This window comes from Streptomyces ortus (genome assembly GCF_026341275.1).
In the GTDB taxonomy this organism is placed as follows: domain Bacteria; phylum Actinomycetota; class Actinomycetes; order Streptomycetales; family Streptomycetaceae; genus Streptomyces; species Streptomyces ortus.
In genome coordinates, this window is record NZ_JAIFZO010000002.1 from 4,449,454 (window position 1) to 4,464,306 (window position 14,853).

General features: G+C 67.7%; 12 protein-coding genes and 1 pseudogene. 5 read left to right on the forward strand and 8 right to left on the reverse strand.

The window, feature by feature from the left end; all coding sequences use genetic code 11:
• Window positions 1–31 precede the first annotated feature (31 nt).
• Complete coding sequence (locus K3769_RS23025) at window positions 32–2,200, reverse strand: ATP-binding SpoIIE family protein phosphatase (RefSeq protein ID WP_267028250.1); 2,169 nt, start codon at window positions 2,198–2,200, stop codon at window positions 32–34.
• Between the two features lie 142 nt (window positions 2,201–2,342).
• Here K3769_RS23025 and aspS point away from each other — a divergent pair, with 142 nt between their 5' ends.
• Entirely contained in the window at window positions 2,343–4,112 is a 1,770-nt protein-coding gene (gene aspS, locus K3769_RS23030) for an aspartate--tRNA ligase (protein ID WP_267028251.1), read from the forward strand.
• Window positions 4,113–4,229: 117 nt separating this feature from the next.
• Here aspS and K3769_RS23035 read toward each other — a convergent pair whose 3' ends face one another.
• A complete protein-coding gene (locus K3769_RS23035; RefSeq protein WP_267028252.1) occupies window positions 4,230–4,706 on the reverse strand; it encodes a hypothetical protein in 477 nt (158 codons plus the stop codon).
• A 139-nt stretch (window positions 4,707–4,845) separates the two neighbouring features.
• Here K3769_RS23035 and K3769_RS23040 point away from each other — a divergent pair, with 139 nt between their 5' ends.
• Window positions 4,846–5,757 carry a DUF3152 domain-containing protein gene (locus K3769_RS23040; protein ID WP_267028253.1) on the forward strand — a complete coding sequence of 304 codons (912 nt, stop codon included), beginning with the start codon at window positions 4,846–4,848 and terminating at the stop codon, window positions 5,755–5,757.
• 162 nt (window positions 5,758–5,919) lie between these two features.
• Here K3769_RS23040 and K3769_RS23045 read toward each other — a convergent pair whose 3' ends face one another.
• Window positions 5,920–7,263 carry an IS630 family transposase gene (locus K3769_RS23045; protein ID WP_267026466.1) on the reverse strand — a complete coding sequence of 448 codons (1,344 nt, stop codon included), beginning with the start codon at window positions 7,261–7,263 and terminating at the stop codon, window positions 5,920–5,922.
• A gap of 138 nt (window positions 7,264–7,401) precedes the next feature.
• Here K3769_RS23045 and K3769_RS23050 point away from each other — a divergent pair, with 138 nt between their 5' ends.
• A complete protein-coding gene (locus K3769_RS23050; RefSeq protein ID WP_267028254.1) occupies window positions 7,402–8,043 on the forward strand; it encodes a hypothetical protein in 642 nt (213 codons plus the stop codon).
• A gap of 29 nt (window positions 8,044–8,072) precedes the next feature.
• On the opposite strand, the pseudogene K3769_RS23055 reads toward K3769_RS23050, so the two are convergent.
• The 4 genes and pseudogenes from K3769_RS23055 to K3769_RS23070 all read right to left on the reverse strand — a co-directional run bounded on the left by K3769_RS23055 (window position 8,073) and on the right by K3769_RS23070 (window position 11,462).
• Window positions 8,073–9,202: pseudogene (locus tag K3769_RS23055) on the reverse strand (IS630 family transposase).
• 82 nt (window positions 9,203–9,284) lie between these two features.
• A complete protein-coding gene (locus K3769_RS23060) occupies window positions 9,285–10,202 on the reverse strand; it encodes an RpnC/YadD family protein (protein ID WP_267028255.1) in 918 nt (305 codons plus the stop codon).
• 202 nt (window positions 10,203–10,404) lie between these two features.
• Window positions 10,405–10,602: a DUF397 domain-containing protein gene (locus K3769_RS23065; RefSeq protein ID WP_267028256.1), complete on the reverse strand. Its 198-nt coding sequence runs from the start codon at window positions 10,600–10,602 to the stop codon at window positions 10,405–10,407.
• 8 nt (window positions 10,603–10,610) lie between these two features.
• On the reverse strand, window positions 10,611–11,462 hold the full coding sequence (locus K3769_RS23070; protein ID WP_267028257.1) for a helix-turn-helix domain-containing protein: 852 nt from the start codon (window positions 11,460–11,462) through the stop codon (window positions 10,611–10,613).
• A 224-nt stretch (window positions 11,463–11,686) separates the two neighbouring features.
• Between K3769_RS23070 and K3769_RS23075 the strand changes: the two genes are divergently transcribed.
• Together K3769_RS23075 and K3769_RS23080 are read left to right on the forward strand one after the other, a co-directional pair.
• Window positions 11,687–12,100, forward strand: a complete 414-nt coding sequence (locus K3769_RS23075) for an ATP-binding protein (RefSeq protein WP_267028258.1) — start codon at window positions 11,687–11,689, stop codon at window positions 12,098–12,100.
• Between the two features lie 42 nt (window positions 12,101–12,142).
• Window positions 12,143–13,027: a hypothetical protein gene (locus tag K3769_RS23080; RefSeq protein WP_267028259.1), complete on the forward strand. Its 885-nt coding sequence runs from the start codon at window positions 12,143–12,145 to the stop codon at window positions 13,025–13,027.
• 94 nt (window positions 13,028–13,121) lie between these two features.
• Here K3769_RS23080 and metG read toward each other — a convergent pair whose 3' ends face one another.
• Window positions 13,122–14,846 carry a methionine--tRNA ligase gene (metG, locus tag K3769_RS23085; protein ID WP_267028260.1) on the reverse strand — a complete coding sequence of 575 codons (1,725 nt, stop codon included), beginning with the start codon at window positions 14,844–14,846 and terminating at the stop codon, window positions 13,122–13,124.
• Between the last annotated feature and the right edge of the window lie 7 nt (window positions 14,847–14,853).

Consider the following 14,853-nt stretch of genomic DNA (forward strand, 5'->3'; position numbering starts at 1 on the left):
CGGACGGGGCCCCTCTCGTCATGCAATCTCGTCATGCACCGCTGGTCTCCCCGCCGCCCCCGGACCCCTCCTCGTACAGCTCGAACCAGATGCTCTTGCCCTCGCCCCGAGGGTCGACGCCCCATGCGTCGGCGAGCAGTTCGGTGAGGACCAGGCCACGGCCCGAGGACGCCAGTTCGCCCGGGTGGCGCCGGTGGGGGAGGTCGTCGCTGCCGTCCGTCACCTGGATCCGTATCCGGCGGGTGCCCGCCGCGCCCGTCATCTCGGCGACGAGCAGCGCGTCCGCGTCCGTGTGGACGAGCACGTTCGTGACCATCTCGGAGACCAGCAGGACTGCCGAGTCGACCTGGTCGACGGAGGGCCAGTCGTGCAGGAACTCCCGCAACTGCTGCCGTGCCAGCGCGACCTTCTGCGGCTCGGCCTGCGCGACGGTCAGCATCGTGCGCCGCACGGTGGCCCGCGTGGGCACCGACGCCTCGTCGGGATCGCAGCCCTCCTCCCCCGCCCGGCACAGCAGCAGCACCGCGATGTCGTCCTCGCGACGGTCCGCCAGGGGACCTGTCATGTGATGCGAGGAAGGCCCGTGCACGGCCCTGACCAGCGCGTCTGCGAGCTCCTCCATGTCACCGTCATGGCTCTCCAGGATCTTGCGGATCCTCAGCCAGCCGGTCTCCAGGTCGTGCCCGCCGGTCTCGATCAGCCCGTCCGTGCACATCAGCATGGTCTCGCCGGGCTCCAGCACGAGCCGCGTCGTCGGATAGTCGGCGTCCGGGTCGATGCCCAGCGGCAGCCCGCCCGCCGTGGGCCGGGTCAGCACGGTCCCGTCCGCCATGCGTATCGCCGGGTCCGGATGCCCGGCCCTGGCTATCTCCAGCACACCGCTCTCCGGGTCCACCTCCACGTACAGGCAGGTCGCGAAGCGCAGGTCCGCGGTGTCGTCGTCGGAGGTGATCCCGTACAGGAAGCGTGAGGCGCGGGAGAGGACCGCGTCCGGGCGGTGCCCCTCCGAGGCGTACGCCCGCAGCGCGATCCGCAGCTGGCCCATCAGCCCGGCCGCGCGTACGTCATGGCCCTGTACGTCGCCGATGACCAGGGCGAAACGGCCGCCCCCGGGGCTGGTCCGCGAGGTGCCGCCGGGCAGCGGGATCATGTCGTACCAGTCGCCGCCCACCTGGAGCCCGCCGCCCGTGGGCACATACCGGGCGGCGACGCTCATGCCGGGGATCTTGGGACCCAGGGTCGGCAGCATCGAGCGCTGTAGCCCGTCGGTGAGCTCCCGCTCGGACTCGGTGACCCCGGCCCGCGAGAGAGCCTGCGCCAGCATCCGCGCCACCGTCGTCAGTACGGACCGCTCGTCGGGCGTGAAGGTGACCGGGTAGGTGAAGGCCGCCATCCAGGCGCCCATCGTGCGCCCCGCCACCGTGAGCGGCAGGAACGCCCAGGACTCCCGGCCGAAGCCCTCGGCCAGCGGCCAGGCGGCCGGATAACGGCCGCGGTAGTCGTCCGGGGAGGAGAGATAGACCGCGCGGCCGGTGCGGACGACCTCCGCCGCCGGATAGTCCGTCTCCAGCGCCATGTGCGAGAACGGCTCCTCGTCGCCCGGCTGCTGCCCGAAGTGGCCGATGACGGTGAGCCGGTCGGCCTCCGCGCCGAAGACCGCGAGCCCGTCCGGCGAGAACCCGGGCATCGACAGGCCGGCCGCGACCCGCAGCACTTCCTCGGTGTTCCGCGCCTCGGCCAGCGCGCGCCCCGCGTCCAGCAGGAACGCCTCGCGCGAGCGCCGCCAGTCACCCGTCACGGGCGAACGCGCCGCGGCGCCCGGCGGCGGCTCGGTGACCTCCTGAAGGGTGCCGATCAGCTGGTACGCCCCGGTGTCCGGGTCGATCGCGGGCTTGGAACGGCTGCGTACGGTACGGAGCACGCGGCCCTGGTCGTCCATGACCCGCAGCCGCAGCTCGGCGAGCGTCTTCTCGGCGGCGGCGAGCTGGACGACCCCGTTGACCTCGTTCCAGTCGACGGGGTGGAAACGGGCCCGTACCCCTGCCTCCGTCAGCACGGTCGGCTGCGAGAGCAGCCCGAGAAGCCGGGCGGCCTCGGCGTCGAGGGTGACCTTCCCGGCGGCGTCGTCCCACCTCCACAGGCCGGTGGCGAGGGTGACGAGGACATCCCCCACGGACGGAAGGGGATCACCTGTGCGCATTGACCCACTGTATGAACAGGTGAACGAAGGGTGCCACTGCGGCCCCGCGAACTATTGCGGACGGCGATCACGGGGCGGCCGGTACCCTTGCACGTGTTTCACGTGAAACATGTCCCCGACCGCGAAGACTGGATGAACGACGATGCATCGGTACAGGTCCCACACCTGCGGCGAGCTCCGCGCCTCTGACGTCGGCAGCGACGTCCGGCTGAGCGGCTGGCTGCACAATCGGCGCGACCTGGGCGGCATCCTCTTCATCGATCTGCGCGACCACTACGGCATCACGCAGCTCGTCGCCCGCCCCGGCACTCCCGCGTACGAGGCCCTCGACAAGGTCTCCAAGGAGTCGACCGTCCGCGTCGACGGCAAGGTCGTCTCCCGCGGCACGGAGAACGTGAACCCGGAGCTGCCGACCGGTGAGATCGAGGTCGAGGTGAGCGAGGTCGAGCTGCTCGGCGCCGCCGCCCCGCTGCCCTTCACGATCAACACCGAGGACGGGGTGAACGAGGAGCGGCGCCTTGAGTACCGCTTCCTCGACCTGCGCCGCGAGCGCATGCACCGCAACATCCTGCTGCGTACGTCGGTCATCTCCGCCATCCGGCACAAGATGACGGCGCTGGGCTTCAACGAGATGGCGACCCCGATCCTCAGCGCCACCTCCCCCGAGGGCGCGCGCGACTTCGTCGTCCCCTCCCGTCTGAACCCGGGCCGCTTCTACGCCCTGCCGCAGGCCCCGCAGCAGTTCAAGCAGCTGCTGATGATCTCGGGCTTCGACCGGTACTTCCAGATCGCGCCCTGCTTCCGTGACGAGGACGCGCGCGCCGACCGCTCGCCGGGTGAGTTCTACCAGCTCGACGTGGAGATGTCCTTCGTTGAGCAGGAGGACGTCTTCCAGCCGATCGAGAAGCTCATGACCGAGCTGTTCGAGGAGTTCGGCAACGGCCGGAACGTCACCTCCCCCTTCCCGCGGATCCCGTTCCGCGAGGCGATGCTGAAGTACGGCTCCGACAAGCCGGACCTGCGGGCCCAGCTGGAGCTCGTCGACATCACCGACGTCTTCCAGGGCTCGGAGTTCAAGGCCTTCGCGGGCAAGCACGTACGGGCCCTGCCGGTGCCGGACGTGGCCGCACAGTCCCGCAAGTTCTTCGACCAGCTCGGTGACTACGCGGTCTCGCAGGGCGCGAAGGGCCTCGCCTGGGTGCGGGTGGCCGAGGACGGCTCGCTGACGGGCCCGATCGCCAAGTTCCTGACCGAGGAGAACGTCGCCGAGCTGACGAAGCGCCTGTCGCTCGCCCCCGGCCACGCGGTCTTCTTCGGCGCGGGCGAGTTCGACGAGGTCTCCAAGATCATGGGCGCGGTACGCGTCGAGACCGCCAAGCGCGCCGGGCACTTCGAAGAGGGCGTCTTCCGCTTCTGCTGGATCGTCGACTTCCCGATGTACGAGAAGGACGAGGAGACCGGGAAGATCGACTTCTCGCACAACCCGTTCTCGATGCCGCAGGGTGGTCTGGAGGCCCTGGAGACCCAGGACCCGCTGGACATCCTGGGCTGGCAGTACGACATCGTCTGCAACGGTGTCGAGCTGTCCTCCGGCGCCATCCGGAACCACGAGCCGGAGATCATGCTCAAGGCCTTCGAGATCGCCGGCTACGACCGGGAGACGGTCGAGGAGCAGTTCGCGGGCATGCTGCGCGCGTTCCGCTTCGGCGCCCCTCCGCACGGCGGCATCGCCCCCGGTGTCGACCGCATCGTCATGCTCCTCGCCGACGAGCCGAACATCCGGGAGACCATCGCGTTCCCGCTGAACGGCAACGCGCAGGACCTGATGATGGGCGCGCCCACCGAGCTGGACGAGACGCGGCTGCGTGAGCTGCACATCTCGGTACGCAAGCCGGTGAACCCGGCGAAGTAGGGCCGTACGCGCGGCTGTGAACGATGAACGACTGTGGGGCGGGGCCACCTTCAAAGAAGGTGGCCCCGCCCCACAGTCGTTCACTGCCCGGGCCCGGAGGCGCCTGCGGCGGAGTGCTCAGGTGTCGTACGTGCCGTCCCAAGGCGGGCCGAAGCCCAGCTGGTCCGGGTAGAGCTCGGCCCACGGCTCGCCGTCGTCCTCACCGGTCAGCAGGCCGAACAGCACGCCGTCGCGGGTGAGCCGGAAGGGCTGGACCGCGATGTCCGTGTACCGGCGCCGGGGGAGGCTCCGGAGCAGCTTCGCGAGATGGGCCTGTGCCTGGGCGAGGACCGAGTCGGGCCCGTGGGGGTTGCGTTGCTGCTCGGCCCAGCTACCGGCGCACCAGATCTCCGAGTCGCGGTGACGGCCCTCTGTATCGAAGGTGTGCAGCACCGTGAAGAGCCGTTTGTGCTCTTCCCAGCCGTCGTCGGGGCGGTAATCCTCGGGGAAGGCGTAGGTGACCGACCCCAGGAATTGCCCCTCCGCGTAGTGACCGACGGCATCGGTGCGGTGGCGCGGCTCGTACGTGATCGGGATGACCTGGGGAACTGCCATGACGAAACCATACGGATGAATCGTGCACATGCCAGGAGCGGGGTCCCGTAACGGGGGCGCCCCCACGGGGCGTTATGGCTTCGTTATTCGCTGAGTCAGAACCCAACACCTCGCGTATTCCCTCTTGATACTCATGACCATGATCAACCGCCGCGCGACCAAGCCGTCCCCGACCGCGAGATCAGGCCGCCGTCGCAGGGGCTCCGCGGGCGCTAACGGTGGCAACGGCGGCAACGGCGGCAGGGGAAAGGGCCCCCTGTTGTGGGGCCTGGCGGCGCTGGCGGTGTTATCGGCGGCGGCGCTGGCGGTGAACGGGGGGACGCCGGCGGCTTCCAGCTCCAGCGGTACATCCGACCGCGAACCGGAGGCGACGGGCGAGAAGTCGAACCGGCCCTCGCCCGAGAGCAAGCCCAGCGCGACCCCCGGAAACGAGGAGTCCCCGGACTCGGTCTCGTCCCCTTCCCTCTCCCCCTCCCCTTCGATCCCCGCGTCGGGGCCCGGGACGTTCACCACGGCCGGCGGCGGCAGCGGGACGGTCGGAAAAGGCGCCCGCACCCTGCGCTACAAGGTCGTCGTCGAGAAGGGTCTCGCGCAGTCGGCGACGGACGTGGCGGGCCAGGTGGAGGAGATACTGGCGGACCGGCGAGGCTGGACGGCCGACGGCAGGTCGGGCTTCAAGCGGGTGTCGACAGGTACGGCCGACTTCGTCGTACGGCTCGCCACTCCGGGGACGGTGGACGAGATCTGCGGTCGCTACGGCCTGCGGACCCGCGGCGAGGTCAACTGCAGCGTGGGCAAGGACGTGGTGGTCAACCTCAAGCGCTGGCTGCTGGCGACCCCGGTCTACGCCGACGACGTGGACGCCTACCGCGCCCTCATCATCAACCACGAGGTCGGCCACTTCCTCGGCCACGGCCACGTGACGTGCCCCGGAGCGGGCAAACCGGCCCCGGCGATGATGCAACAGATCAAGGGGATGCGGGGTTGCACGCCGAACGTGTGGCCGTACGACGCGAAGGGGCGGTTGGTCACGGGGCCCGCGGTGCCGTGAGCATCGGCGGACCTGGGACCCGGCCCGCTGCCGGAACAGCGAGCCGGAACAGCGACACATGGAAACGATCATGATTGTTGCCGTTGGGTAAAACCGCCATGTGCTCCGCTGCCGCCCACGACCTGCTGGAGTACTAGTGTGATGCGCCAGAAATCCTGTTGATTAGTTCTGCTGTGTTTTTTGACCGGTAGTTCCGACTTTGGCGAGGTAGTCGACGAGGGAGTTGAGGATCTCGTCGGCTGTCTTGGTCCAGGTGAACGGCCGTGGGTTCTTGTTCCAGTTGTCGATCCATACGGTGATGTCGTCCTCGAGTGCCTTCACCGAGGTGTGGACGCCGCGGCGGATGAGCTTGTCGGTCAGCAGGCCGAACCACCGCTCGACCTGGTTCATCCAGGAGGAGCCGGTGGGGGTGAAGTGGACGTGGAAGCGAGGGTGTTTGCCAAGCCACGTCCTGATCTCGGCGGTGTTGTGGGTGGCGTAGTTGTCGCAGACGAGGTGCACGTCGAGGTCGGCGGGCACCGCCTTGTCGATCCGGATCAGGAACTTCTTGAATTCGATGGCCCGGTGGCGGCGGTGCAGTGCTGATATGACGGTGCCGTCGGCGATGTTGAACGCGGCGAACAGGCTGGTGATGCCGTGCCGGTAATAGTCGTGGGTGCGGCGTTCGGGCATGCCCGGCATCATCGGCAGCACCGGCTGCGAGCGGTCCAGTGCCTGGATCTGGGACTTCTCGTCCACGCAGAGCACGACCGCCTTCTCGGGCGGGTGGTGGTACAAACCGACCACGTCGACGACCTTGGCGACGAACTGCGGATCGGTGGACAGCTTGAAGGAGTCCTGCAGGTGGGGCTTGAGGTCGAACCGTTTCCAGATGCGCCCGATCGTGGACTTCGACAGCCCGGTGCGCTGGGCCATGGAGGCCCGTGACCAGTGCGTGTCCTGGCCCGGGACCGACTCCAAAGTGGCCACGACAATCTCCTCGACCTGGTCGAGGAGGATTGAAGGCGGCCGACCCGAGCGCGGCTCGTCCTGCAGACCATCGAGGCGATGTGCGAGGAACCGGGCCCGCCAGCGGTCTACGGTCGACCTGTCGACGCCGAGGTCGGCCGCGGCCTGCTGATTCGTGCCGCCCTCCGCGCAGCGCAGCACGATCTTGGCTCGCAACGCCAGGAACTGGGCGGTCTTCGCCTGCCGCGCCCACTGCTGCAGCTGCCTGCGCTCGGCATCGTCCAAGACCAGGTCGGCCTTCGGCCGGCCGATCCAGCCGGCGTCCTCAAGCCCGGCCATCCGCTGGGCGGCGAAGGCCCTACGCCACTTGCTTACCGTCTTGGCCTGGACCCCGACGACCCGCGCCACAGCCGCATTCGACATGCCCTCAGCACACGCCAGGATGATGCGGGCCTTCTCGGCCGAACGCCGGTGCGGCCGTTCCGTCCAGCTCACCAACTCGAGGCGCTCGGCCTCGGACAGCGTGATCTCCACAGCAGAGGGCCCCGGATGCGACATGCCAACAGGGTAGTAACTAATCAACAGGATTTCTGGCGCATCACACTAGTGCTCTGACCGCATACCTTCGCCGGGTTGGGCGGGTGTGGGGCCATTAATGCCAGCTATCTGGCCGAGGCATCCGCCTATGCTCGGCTCGTGCAGCCGCTTTCCGACCGTAGCAATCCGTTGATCACGGCGTTCCCAGCCGAGCTTGCAAGCGATGCCGAGGCAGTCCTGGCGGTGATGCCTGATTCTCGGCTCCAGCCGCATGCCTCGTTCTCGGTCACGGTCGAGGGCCAGCAGGTTTTGATCCCCGGCCGCCTCTACAACGACGAGCCGCCAACTGACAGGGTGGCGTCGCTTTCGTCGCGCCAACAACAGCTTCTGCACTGCCTGTACTCAAGGCACTGCGACGGCATGGTCAGGCAGCGCCACCTGGAGAAGGTCGTTGGCTCCACGGACCCATGGTCCGTCCCCTTAGTCGTGCAGCTAGTTGGCGAGTACGTCTTGGAGATCCTGGTCGTCATCTGCGATGAGCTCCGTGATCTCGCCACGCCCGGCACCTGCGGCCACCTCGCTTACGGGCAGTTCCTCGTGGACAACCCTGACTTCTTCGCGCGCATTCAACGGCGGGTGGTGAGCTACTGGAGCTGCTACTACCGCGGCACCCACGCGAGCTTTCGGGGCTACCCGGGGTGCACGATTCTTGACCTCCTGCGGTCTGCCGCCTCCGACAGAGCAGGACATCCCTGGCCCAACCTCGCTCCAGCCGGCGCCAGGGTGGACGGCTACTGCTAGGACCCGACCGGGCGAGGTCGCCGGGCTGGTCAAGCGGCATCGGCGAGGGGACGTCCGCCCCAGCGGATGCCTTTCTCGCTGCGGATGCGAGCGCGCTCGCGGCGCTGGGCTGCCAGCACGTCGGGGTGACGGGCATTCGCGTTGTGCCAGCGCAGGTAGGCGTGCAGGGCTCGGTCTGCACGGTGTGGTTGCGGTGGTTGCGGTGGTTGGAGTTGGCGATGGTGAACTGCCGTAGCGGCCCGAAGTGCGCCTCGATTGAGTTGGCCCAGGACGCGTATGTCGGCGTGAAACACAGCTCGACGCGGTTCTTCTTCGCCCAGCGGCGGACCGTCTCGCCCTTGTGGGCGGACAGGTTGTCCAGGATGACGTAGATGGGGGCGCCGTCCGGTCGGGCGGCCCGGACCGATCTGAGCGCGGCCAGCGTGTTCGCGGCGCCCTTCTTCCGGCGGTTGACGCCCCAGAGGGTGTCGTCACCGACCGAATAGCAGCCGTGGAAGTACCTGACCCCATGCGTGCGGTGGTAGGTCGCCGGGTGCCGCTCGGGGTGACTGGCCGGGGCCCAGCACGCACCGCCGGTGGGGCGGATGCCGAGCGGGCCGAACTCGTCGAACGCGAAGACCCGATCCGGGAAGCGGTCCAGAACCTCCTCGATCCGGTCCAGCTTCGCCTCGCGGTCGGGGTCCGGGGACTCCTTCCACGTCTTGGTGCGCTGGAAGGTGATGCCGCGGCGGGCGAGCAGACGGCCTAACGCCTCGCGGCCGATGCGGATGAACCGCCCATGGACTCTCCGCAGGTAGGCGACGAGTTTGCGGATGGACCAGCGAGTGAAGGGCTGGCCGAGCTTGGTCGGGTGGGTGGTGGCCGTCGCCACGACGAAGTCCTCGTCGTCAGGACTGAGCAGGCGGGGACGGCCTCCCTCCCCCCGAGGGCCCAGACAGGCCATGCCGATCTCGTTGAACCGATGGATTACATCCCGAACGGTGCCCTCGTCGGCCTGCACCAGCTGAGCGATCACCGGGACCCGGTTCCCGCCGGCCGACGCCAGCAGTATCATCGCCCGCCGGAAGCGGACCGAACTGGTGCTGCCCCGACGCACGATCTGCTGCAGCTTCTGCCCCTCCTGGTCGGGCAACCTGCGCACGCGGACAGGCTCAGCCACCACACCCCCAGCACTCGGATCGGACGTCACGCAACCTCCAACCGCCCCGACCACCAACCCGGCGAACCAAGGGGTCAGAGCACTAGGCGGTGAAGACGTCTTCGGCGGTCGGCGCGGTGATGGCCCGCCGGTGCCACTGCCGCAGGATGTCGAGGTCGTCGCAGCCGGTGATGCGTTCCCGGACGGCTTCGGGGACGTCGATGCCGCGCACCTCGAAGACTTCGAGGATGTCCTCGGCCAGGCCTTCCACCCGGCCTTCCACTCGGCCTTCCACTCGGCCTTCCACCCGGCCCTGCGTCTGGGCCTCCTCGCGGATTTCTTCGAAGATGAATGACTTGTAGAAAGAAAGGTCCACGGCCACGAGTGTCCTCCATGTTGCTGCGGCGGGCAGTTTGCTCAGGCCGCGTGCGATGAATTCGATGACAGGGTTCTTGACCGCGTCAGGTTCGTCCCGCAGAACGGTCGTCACTGCTTTGAGTATGGGCCCGATCTCGGGACTCTTGGCGTGAGTGATCGCGGACAGGGTGGCGAGCGCGAGGTCCTTGCGCACCTCGGCCGGATCCTTGATCACCGGCATGTTGTGCGGCCCCGCGACCAGCGGGGTCAGGGTGAGCAACGGCCATTGGGGCGGCCCGAACCGGACGGGTTGTTCCGCCCATTTGGCCGTCGCGTGATCCTGGCAAACGACCAGCAGTATCGGCTGCAGCCGGTACTTCGCCAGCAGGTAGGAGGCGTAGTACGCCCAGCTCGCCGGCTTGTCCGGGTCTTTCTTGCCCTGCGCCTCGATGGCGAGCAGGAGCGGTTCGTCGTCCTCGGTCTCAAGCCGCAGCAACGTGTCGACGCGGCGTTCGAGCGGGCTGGCCTCGGTGAGGTCGGTCGGCATGAGAGTGACCGAGGTGGGCGGAGCGAAGTCGACGCCCAGCACCTTGGACACTCCGGAGAAGAGGTCCGGGTGGTCCTGGAAGATGCGGTGCATCGCCTCGTGCGGCGCGCTGACCATGAAGGTTCCTGGCGGTGGGAGATATGCCATTGGCGTATGCCAAAGGCAGGTTGCCGTGAGAGCCTAAAGCCCCAAAGCGACCTGATAGCCACACAGTTGAGGATATTCACCCACCCGAGTGAGTCTCCGTACGGGCCCCCAAGCCGCGCCACGCCACGGTTACGTGGCTGGTGAGGTGGTGGAGGCCCGCCCCGAGCCGCCCTTATGCCTTGCCGAGGGTGCCGGAGCGTATGCCGTGGAGGAGGTGGGCGAGGGGGGCGGGGGTGGTGATGAGTTGTGTGGAGGGGTCGTCGCTTTCGCGGATGTGGATGGCCTGAGGGACGGCGGCGAGTTCGACGCAGGCGTTGCCGTCGCCGCCGCCGGAGAAGGATGACTTCTGCCAGTTGTCGAGAGTCGTCATGGGGCGCCTCACAGCTCCTTCGCCAGCCGGTGGATGAAGTCACGCGACCGATCGGGTTCGAGTGACGATCCTTCCACCCTACGGAAAAGGGTTCGAAAACTGCTGAGTTGGGCGTCGGAGTCGACGAATGCCGAACCGTGAGGCGCATCCCGCACGACCGTGTCCAACTTGGGGACGGCGCCTCCCGCGAAGACCATCGCGCTTCCGGCGTCGATGAAATCGTCGAGAGTGAACGGGATGACGCGCACGGTCACGTGATCGGCTTCCGAGAGTTCCTGGATGCGGGAGAGCTGGGCCTGTGCGATCGCCCGGTTGCCGACCTTGATGCGGAGTGCCGCCTCGTGCACCACCGCCGTGTAAGGAATGGGCCGGTCGCCGTCGATGATGGTTCGTCGCGCCATCCGGTGCTCCACACGCAAGTCGAGCTCAGCTCGCGGGAGTTCAGGCACCCTGTGCGAGAAGACCCGTTGGGCGTACTCCTCTATCTGAAGAAGACCGGGCACATACAGGCAGTCCACATCCCACCGGAAGGTGGCATGGTGCTCCAGCTCGGACAGGTCCATGAATGATGTGGGCAGCAGGCCTCGGTACTCCTCCCACCAGCCATGTGTCCGATCGTTCGCCATGATCACCAGGGCCTCGACCAAGTCTGTGTCCGAGCAGGAGTAGTGAGCGGCGAGTCTGCGTAGGCGCTCTTCGCTCACGCCCCCGATCCCGGACTCCATCTGGCTCATCTGTGCCGAGTCGGATCCAACCAGCGCCGCAGCCTCGCGCGCCTTGAGACCTGCGGCTTCGCGTAGCTTCCGCAGTTCGGTCCCCAGACGTTCCTGTCGTGCGGTGGGCTGCCGTCTACGCGGCATGACGTCCTCCTCGCCTCAACTGTTGTGAGGCACTTACTCGTTCGAGTGGCAGATAACGGTGGCGGCTTGCGAGGTACCAAATTTTACCCATACCTTCAGTGACGCTACGCACACGCTGCGAATTTCGGGGACTCCGGAAGCGCACCACTCCGTCCTGCCACGACGGCTGCGGCATGCCACTACTCCCCACCCTCACCTTCCCCCTCATGGAACGGAGTTCCCGCATGCCGCAAAACACCCATGAACTCAAACCCTGGGAGTACACGCTCAGCATCCCCAACGACCCCCGTGCGGTGACGGTCTGCCGCCGTACTCTCCGCCTCATCCTCACGATCCACGGCCTGATCCGCCTCACCGACACCGCCGAGCTACTGGCGACGGAACTGATCTCCAACGCGGTGTGTCACGCGAAGGGCCCCGCCGCCCTGCGCCTGCGCTGGCGGGACGGAGTCCTGCGGATCGGCGCGTGGGACGGCGACCCCGACCCTCCGCGGCCGACCGCGAACTTGGCGGACTTGACGGAGTCGGGCCGAGGCCTCGCCCTTGTTCAGGCCTGCGCGGATGTCTGGGGCTGGTATCCGCTGCCGAGGAACGGCAGTGGGGGCAAGTACGTGTGGTGTGACCTGGGCGTCGCGTAGTTCGTTGATCACATCGGATGGATCGGACAGAAAGGAGACCCGATGGTCAGCTCGTCACACGAGGCCCTGCATCGCATCTTCCAGAAGGACCCCGCACTACTCACGCGCGCCCTTCAGCGCGTACTGCGCATCCCGTTCCCCGAGCCCACAGACATCGCGATCCTGAACGCGGACCTCACGGAGATCGAACCGATCGAACGGCGTGTGGACACACTCTTACGGGTGGAGACGGACGTGGGGACGTTCCTCCTGGTCGTCGAGGCGCAGGGGAAGAAGGACGAGGCCAAGCGCGGAAGCTGGGCCTACTACCTTTCGTACCTCTACGCGAAGTACGGCTGCGAGCCGATCCTGATCGTGCTGACGCAGAGCAGTTCGACGGCCCGCTGGGCGGCGCAGCCCATCCGGATGGGTCTGCCCGTCTGGAACTCGCTCACCGTGAGGCCGCTGGTCCTCGGCCCGGAGAACGTGCCGCTGATCACGGACGAACACGAAGCCGCACGGGACGTACCACTCGCTGCGTTCTCGGCGATGACACATGGCCGGGGCTCACAGGCCGCCGCCATACTGGAACCCCTTGCAACCGCCCTGCAAACCCTCGACCCCGACACCGCGGCGGTCTTGGCGCAGTTCACCGAGTCATGCCTGGTTGACTCCCAGGCGAAGCAGATCTGGAGGGACCTGATGACGGCGATCAATTACTTCTTCCGGCACGAAGTCGCCGAGAAGGTACGTGAAGAGGGGCGTGAAGAGGGGCGTATCGAGGATCGTGCCGAGATGACCCTGAACATCCTTCAGTGGCGCGGCATCGAGATCCCGGACTCGGTACGTGAGCGCGTGCGCGGCTGCACGGACCTCGACGAACTCGAACTCTGGGCGCAGCGGGCCGTTCATGCGACGGATGCGGCGCAGCTCTTCGGCGAGGAGTAGTAGTTCCTCGGCTCCGTGTACGGGAACGGGGTGGTCGGGCACCGTCGTCGTGCGGTGTCCGGCCACCCCGGCCGTCGGAGGAGGAGCCAGGTCGTTACTCCGGCGCCCCGCCGAAGCGCTCCTTGTACGTTTCCAGGTCCTCGTCCGTGATCTTGGCGAAGAGGACCGGGGGGACCGTGAAGGGAGTGCCCGCGGGGAGGGCGGAGAGGGAGCGTGCCTCCTCCTGCGTGGCCCACGTCGCCGTGTCGGCGGGGAGGGTGAAGGCTGCTCGCATCGCCGCCGACGAGGACGGGATGAACGGCTCCGAGACCACCGCGTACAGGTGGATCAGGTTCATCGCCGTGCGGAGCGTGAGCGCCGCGCCCTCCGGGTTCGTCTTGATCTCCAGCCAGGGGGCCTTCTCCTCCAGGTAGGAGTTGCCCGCCGACCACAGGGCGCGCAGCGCCGCCGCCGCCTTGCGGAACTGGAGTGCCTCCATCTGGGACTCGTAGTCGGCGAGGAGTGAGGCGATCTCATCGCCCAGCTTCGCCTCCGGCGCGCCCGCCTCCGCGCCCGCCGGGACCTCCTCGCCGAAGCGCTTCTTCGAGAAGGACAGGACGCGGTTGACGAAGTTGCCGAGCGTGTCCGCCAGGTCCTTGTTCACCGTCGCCGTGAAGTGCTCCCACGTGAACGACGAGTCGTCCGACTCGGGAGCGTTGGCGATGAGGAAGTAGCGCCAGTAGTCCGCCGGGAGGATGTCCAGGGCCTGGTCGGTGAAGACGCCCCGCTTCTGCGAGGTGGAGAACTTGCCGCCGTAGTACGTCAGCCAGTTGAAGGCCTTCAGCTGGTCGACCTTCTTCCACGGCTCCCGTACGCCCATCTCCGTCGCGGGGAACATCACGCTGTGGAAGGGGACGTTGTCCTTCGCCATGAACTCCGTGTACCGCACGTCGGAGGCGCCCGCCGGCTCGTACCACCACGACTTCCAGTCGCGGTTCTCCTCCGGCGCCGCGTCCGCCCACTCCTTCGTCGACCCGATGTACTCGATCGGCGCGTCGAACCAGACGTAGAAGACCTTGCCGTCGGCGGCCAGCTCCGGCCACGTGTCGGCCGGCACCGGTACGCCCCAGTCCAGGTCACGGGTGATCGCGCGGTCGTGCAGGCCCTCGGTCAGCCACTTGCGGGCGATGGAGGACGCGAGCTGCGGCCATTCGTCCGCGACCTCGTCGATCCACGCCTCGACCTCGCCCTGGAGCTTCGACTGGAGGAGGAAGAGGTGCGTCGTCTCGCGTACTTCGAGGTCCGTCGAGCCCGAGATCGCCGAGCGCGGGTTGATCAGGTCGGTCGGGTCCAGGACGCGCGTGCAGTTCTCGCACTGGTCGCCGCGCGCCTTGTCGTAACCGCAGTGCGGGCACGTGCCCTCGACGTAACGGTCGGGCAGGAAGCGGCCGTCGGCCGGCGAGTACACCTGCCGGATCGCGCGCTCCTCGATGAAGCCGTTCTCGTTCAGCCGGCGGGCGAAGTGCTGCGTCAGCTCCGCGTTCTGCGGGGAGGAGCTGCGGCCGAAGTGGTCGAAGGCGAGCGCGAAGCCGTCGTAGATCGCCTTCTGCGCGTCGTGCGCTCCGGCGCAGAACTCGGCGACCGGCAGGCCCTGCTCCTTCGCCGCCAGTTCGGCCGGGGTGCCGTGCTCGTCCGTCGCGCAGATGTAGAGGACGTCGTGGCCGCGCTGGCGGAGGTACCTGGCGTACACGTCGGCCGGGAGCATGGACCCCACCATGTTGCCCAGGTGCTTGATCCCGTTGATGTACGGAAGGGCGCTGGTGATGAGGTGTCGAGCCATTGCGGGC

Bases quoted from the DNA above. Each gene is read 5' to 3' on its own strand.
- K3769_RS23025 (WP_267028250.1), bottom strand. From the start codon at position 2,200: ATGCGCACAGGTGATCCCCTTCCGTCCGTGGGGGATGTCCTCGTCACC.
- aspS (WP_267028251.1), top strand. From the start codon at position 2,343: ATGCATCGGTACAGGTCCCACACCTGCGGCGAGCTCCGCGCCTCTGAC.
- K3769_RS23035 (WP_267028252.1), bottom strand. From the start codon at position 4,706: ATGGCAGTTCCCCAGGTCATCCCGATCACGTACGAGCCGCGCCACCGC.
- K3769_RS23040 (WP_267028253.1), top strand. From the start codon at position 4,846: ATGATCAACCGCCGCGCGACCAAGCCGTCCCCGACCGCGAGATCAGGC.
- K3769_RS23045 (WP_267026466.1), bottom strand. From the start codon at position 7,263: ATGTCGCATCCGGGGCCCTCTGCTGTGGAGATCACGCTGTCCGAGGCC.
- K3769_RS23060 (WP_267028255.1), bottom strand. From the start codon at position 10,202: ATGGTCAGCGCGCCGCACGAGGCGATGCACCGCATCTTCCAGGACCAC.
- K3769_RS23065 (WP_267028256.1), bottom strand. From the start codon at position 10,602: ATGACGACTCTCGACAACTGGCAGAAGTCATCCTTCTCCGGCGGCGGC.
- K3769_RS23070 (WP_267028257.1), bottom strand. From the start codon at position 11,462: ATGCCGCGTAGACGGCAGCCCACCGCACGACAGGAACGTCTGGGGACC.
- K3769_RS23075 (WP_267028258.1), top strand. From the start codon at position 11,687: ATGCCGCAAAACACCCATGAACTCAAACCCTGGGAGTACACGCTCAGC.
- K3769_RS23080 (WP_267028259.1), top strand. From the start codon at position 12,143: ATGGTCAGCTCGTCACACGAGGCCCTGCATCGCATCTTCCAGAAGGAC.
- metG (WP_267028260.1), bottom strand. From the start codon at position 14,846: ATGGCTCGACACCTCATCACCAGCGCCCTTCCGTACATCAACGGGATC.